The sequence below is a fragment of the Gilvibacter sp. genome (genome assembly GCF_013214815.1).
In the GTDB taxonomy this organism is placed as follows: domain Bacteria; phylum Bacteroidota; class Bacteroidia; order Flavobacteriales; family Flavobacteriaceae; genus Gilvibacter.
The window spans coordinates 1-4682 of sequence record NZ_JABSPU010000110.1 but is presented as its reverse complement, the minus strand read 5'-3'; the positions used below and the strand labels follow the sequence as shown (position 1 = coordinate 4682).

The following is a 4682-nucleotide window of genomic DNA, read 5'->3' as shown; positions in this document are numbered from 1 at the left end:
AGCAGACCTTAAACTCAGGCAGATCAATTCCGTAAAGTCCTCCAACAAGCTTATCCTCCAGCCAAACTTCCAAACTATGCGCATGTCCCAGTTGATTCAATTGCAAATAAGCCTGGATCATTTCTTCGGTAATCCAAGTCCCTAATTGATCGGGTCTCGGTGCAGAAGCACAAGCTCGTATGACCTCTTCAAACTGGGTATTTTCGGTAATTTTAAATCCTTTAGTCCGGATGGATTTTCGCAAACTTTTAGAGCGTTTAAATTCTGAAGGGATCATCACCATTCGCGGATCTGGACTCCACCAAAGAATAGGATCTCCGTCAGAAAACCAGGGAAAGATTCCTGAGCGATAAGCGAGCATTAAACGCTCCGCAGTTAAGTCTCCTCCCACCGCTAACAAACCGTCTGACCGGGCCTGATCAGGTTGAGGGAAGCTAAGGGATTCGTCAAGAAAATGAAGCATTTTTCTGTTCTAACTCGCGGATATTGCGAATGTTATAATTTTTTCTGACCTTTACAAAAGCTAAAGTGGTGGGTTTTTTTAATTTATTTGAGTTTGCCATTTTAGTAACCTAAAACCGACAAAACTAACCCTGCTCCTAGCGGGGTTGTTTTATTTTTACAGCAGTAGTAATCCACATATAAAGACTCCACTCCCCACCAACATAATGATCAAAGTGTAGGGTAAAATTTCCTTGGCCTTTAGCTTGGTAATACCCAAAAGCGGTAAGGCCCAAAACGGTTGCAGCATATTGGTGATCTGATCGCCATAGGACAAAGCCATTACTGCCTTTGGCAAAGGAACTCCTAATTGCATGGCCGATTCAATAACAATAGGACCTTGAACCGCCCATTGTCCACCACCGCTCGGCACAAAAATATTTACCAGGCCCGCGCTAAAAAAGGTGTAGATCGGTAGGGTGGTTTCATTAGCAATGGACACAAAGAAATCTGCAATTTGCTGTACCATCCCACTCTCTGCCATGATCCCCATGATCCCAAAATACAATGGAAACTGTATCAGAATACCTGCGGCTCCTTTGATAGCCTCTTCAACAGCCGCCAAGAAAGAGCGGAAAGAACCGTGTAAAAGCAGGGCCATTCCCAACATAAAGAAATTGAGCATGTTTGGCGTCAGGGTCAGGCCTAAAAGTTGATCGCCGTATTGTACGATGAAGGTAATTAGCATTAATAGGCCCACGCCGCGTCCAAACCAAGGCGAATCGTCTAATCTTTCCGCAGCGCCATCGGGAACAGCAGAACTTGAATTTGGGGCATAAGGCGTCAATTTGACCGGGCTTGATTCCGCTTTTTTGGACAAGCGATAAAACACCCATGGAATCAAAATTAATAGGATGCCGAAAAGCAGCAAATTCCACCAACTAAAAATAGTCGCACTACCGGGAATGGTATCGGGCAATTGAGCCAACAAACCGGGATCTGAGATCCCAGCCATGATCTGCTGTAAGTGGCCAGATTCAGCTACTTTTAAAGGCGCAGACCCGCTTATACCGCCATGCCAGATCATCAATCCGCAGTAACCAGCGGCTCCAACAAGCGGATAATTTATACTAAATCCGCGCTCTTGAGAAGCCTCTGCTACCTTGCGGGCCATAATTGCCCCAAAGATGAGTCCAAGGCCCCAATTAAAAAAGGAAACCATCAGTGTACTGACGCTCACCAAGATCACTGCCTGACTGGTATTATTGACCAAACTCGTTAGGCGTTGAATCAATCGATTCATGGGACCACTGAGCACCAGAATATGTCCCAAAACAAGAATAAGCATCATTTGGTAACCAAATACCAGCAGATCCTTATTCCAAATTCCGTTTTCCCAATAGGAAAGCAGTTGTAAGATATGTGAGCCCTCAGCAGGAGGGTTTGTGGTGAGTAAGGCTAAAACCAGAGTTAGAAGCGTTAGTAGCACGGCAATGGTAAACGGTGCCGGCAAAAATCGCTTAAAAGCTACCTCTATGGTTCGGGTAAAGCCCATCTAACTTTTAGTCGTCCTAGAACGGCAGGTCGTCGTGATCTTCTTCACTGAACTCGCTTGTTGGCTCAAAAGCGTCGGCAGGAGGAATTGGCGGCATGTCTGCAGGTAGATCCGCATCCATACGCTCAATTCTCCACCCTTGAATAGAGTTGAAATACTTGGTTTCTCCTTGTGGATTCACCCACTCACGTCCTCTTAGGTTGATGCTGATCTTTACAGATTCCCCAACCTTGAAGTTGTTTAATAGATCGGTCTTGTCCTGAATGAACTCGATCATAATGTGCTGCGGATATTGCTCTTCTGTAGTGACCACTACTTCGCGCTTTCTAAAGCCGTTTGAACCGTAAGTTTTAGTTTCGTCTATGAGTTTTAAAGTTCCTTGTACTTCCATAAGATTACTTTGATAAGAGCACCTTCCAGGCATCTGAAACGGCTCCTTTGGCGATATAATTTTTTGCTAGTTGATGTTTTTGTTGTTGATCTCCTTGGAGGAGCACCTCCGGATGAAAAGCCTCCATAAAACTGGCACATTCAACTTCCGTTGGTAAACTTTCCACATTGCCCAATTGTCCGAGATCATTCCCTGTGAGTACCGTGCTTAGTTTGATCGGTTCCGGAATCTGATCCACTCCAATTCCCAAAGTACTCAAAGGTTTTGGAACCTCGAACATTCCAGTCTTGGCACGGCTGTACCAATTGCCTCCCATACGGGCAACAGTGTCAATCTTGGCGGCGTCGATACGTCCATCGGCATCCAAGATTTCCTCTTGAATGTGCATGCGAACCACTTGGGCAATTACTAGATTCCCGGCACCTCCCTCTTCTCCAAGCGCTACTACATTGAGCACTTTACATTCTAACTGAACTGGAGCTTCTGCCACACGCGGCGGCGTAACAACTTCCGAAGGCAATTCCGTTAAACCGGCTTTGACAAATTCATTGACACCCTTGGGGTATTCTGTCGAGGAAAGCGACATTTGCTGTACCATATTGTAGTTCACAATATTGATCACTACTTCAGGTACTTCAAGCACATTTTCAAGGGTATGCTTCACTGTATTGTCCCGTACCCGTCTCGCCGGAGAGAAGATCACCACCGGAGGATTTGCACTAAACACATTGAAAAAACTATAAGGCGATAAATTGACCTGACCTTCTTTGTTTACAGTACTTGCAAAGGCGATTGGTCGCGGCGAAACCGAAGCCAATAGATAGCCGTGCAATTTGCCTGTAGAAGTGTTTTCCGGATGTATAGTGAGCATAGCTGCAAAGGTAACTATTCTACCAAGGGAATCATAAAAAAGGGGGCAGAATCCGCACAATAATATTCACTTAATTGCATTATATTTAGCGCAGCGACTGCCTTTTATATGGAGATCAACACTCGTTTAACACGCACACTAATCATTGTCTTTAGCATGTTCATTATTGGACTTGTGGGTTACAACACTTACTTGTTCTACAATCAGCTCAAAGAGAACGAACGCGATAAGATGGAAATCTTTTCCAAAGCCCTTGGGGAGATGGCGGAAACCAGTAACAGTGAATTGGGCTTAGACGAGAGTCCGCTGATCATTGAGGTGATCCGCAGCAATACCACCACCCCTTTGATCTTACATACCCTTAAAGGAGATTCTTATGACCTGAGCAATATTCCCAATGGAGATCAACTCAGCAGGGAAGAAATTGAAGATATGGTGGAAGCTTTCAAGCAAACCAATCCACCTATAGAGACGCGTTATGAAGGCGATGTTCTCAACATCATTTACTACGGAAACGCGCCAATTATCACCAAGGTAAAATACTATCCAGCGGCCATACTGTTGGTAATTATGTTGTTTGTTGGCTTCATTTATTTCTTTTATCAGACTACCAAATCTGCAGAGCAAAACAAACTCTGGGCAGGAATGGCAAAGGAGACTGCTCATCAAATTGGAACTCCGCTGTCCTCATTAGTGGGTTGGACAGAAATATTGAAAGCTGAGAACACCAATCCAGCTTATATCTCTGAGATAGAAAAAGATATTTCCAGATTGCAAACCATAACGGAACGCTTCTCTAAAGTCGGTTCTAAACCCAAATTGGAAGAACGTGATGTGGTCCGTGAGACGCAATTGGCCTATGACTACCTCAAATCCAGAACCTCTAAGTTGATCCATTTTGAGTTGGAGTTGCCAGAGAAAAAGATCCCGGTAATGCTCAACGAGCAACTCTTTGGATGGACCGTTGAAAATCTGGTAAAGAACGGTATTGATGCCATGAAAGGTAAGGGCAAGATCAGTATAAAGATCACCGAACAGACCAAAACGGTTACCATTCATGTCACCGATACAGGAAAAGGAATTCCAAAACGCGATTTTAAAAAGATATTCACCCCAGGTTTTACGACTAAAAAACGCGGATGGGGCTTGGGATTGTCTTTGGCTAAACGCATTATAGAAGAGTATCATGAAGGCAACATTAAAGTGCTCAAAAGCGCCCCTAATGTTGGCACTACAATGGAGATCCAACTCAAACGTCTTTAATCAACCGCCCCATGACAACGACACCCAAACTGATTCGAAAAGCCGAACTTAAGACCAATTGTCCTGAATGTTATACCACTGATGGCTTGCAGGTAGAATTTTATCAACCCTATGTCAACGGTCGCTGGTACAAGCGCTTTTTGGCGGAACTGAGCTCAAAG

The 4682-nt window shown here is 44.4% G+C and carries 5 protein-coding genes; 1 reads left to right on the top strand and 4 read right to left on the bottom strand.

Going from position 1 to position 4682, the window contains the following annotated elements; translation table 11 throughout:
- From HRT75_RS14065 to HRT75_RS14050, 4 genes are all read right to left on the bottom strand, one after another.
- Positions 1–463: leucyl/phenylalanyl-tRNA--protein transferase (locus tag HRT75_RS14065; protein ID WP_291188045.1), on the bottom strand; the 463-nt coding region annotated here is incomplete at its 3' end.
- 156 nt (positions 464–619) lie between these two features.
- Positions 620–1996: a TIGR00366 family protein gene (locus HRT75_RS14060; protein WP_291188042.1), complete on the bottom strand. Its 1377-nt coding sequence runs from the start codon at positions 1994–1996 to the stop codon at positions 620–622.
- A 16-nt stretch (positions 1997–2012) separates the two neighbouring features.
- Positions 2013–2387, bottom strand: a complete 375-nt coding sequence (locus tag HRT75_RS14055) for a DUF3127 domain-containing protein (protein WP_272831344.1) — start codon at positions 2385–2387, stop codon at positions 2013–2015.
- Positions 2388–2391: 4 nt separating this feature from the next.
- Positions 2392–3258 (bottom strand): flavin reductase family protein, encoded by an 867-nt coding sequence (locus HRT75_RS14050; RefSeq protein ID WP_291188039.1) that lies wholly within the window; start codon positions 3256–3258, stop codon positions 2392–2394.
- Positions 3259–3366: 108 nt separating this feature from the next.
- Here HRT75_RS14050 and HRT75_RS14045 point away from each other — a divergent pair, with 108 nt between their 5' ends.
- The gene (locus HRT75_RS14045) at positions 3367–4521 is read left to right on the top strand and encodes a HAMP domain-containing sensor histidine kinase (protein WP_291188036.1); all 1155 of its coding nucleotides are present in this window, start codon (positions 3367–3369) and stop codon (positions 4519–4521) included.
- Positions 4522–4682: the final 161 nt, after the last annotated feature.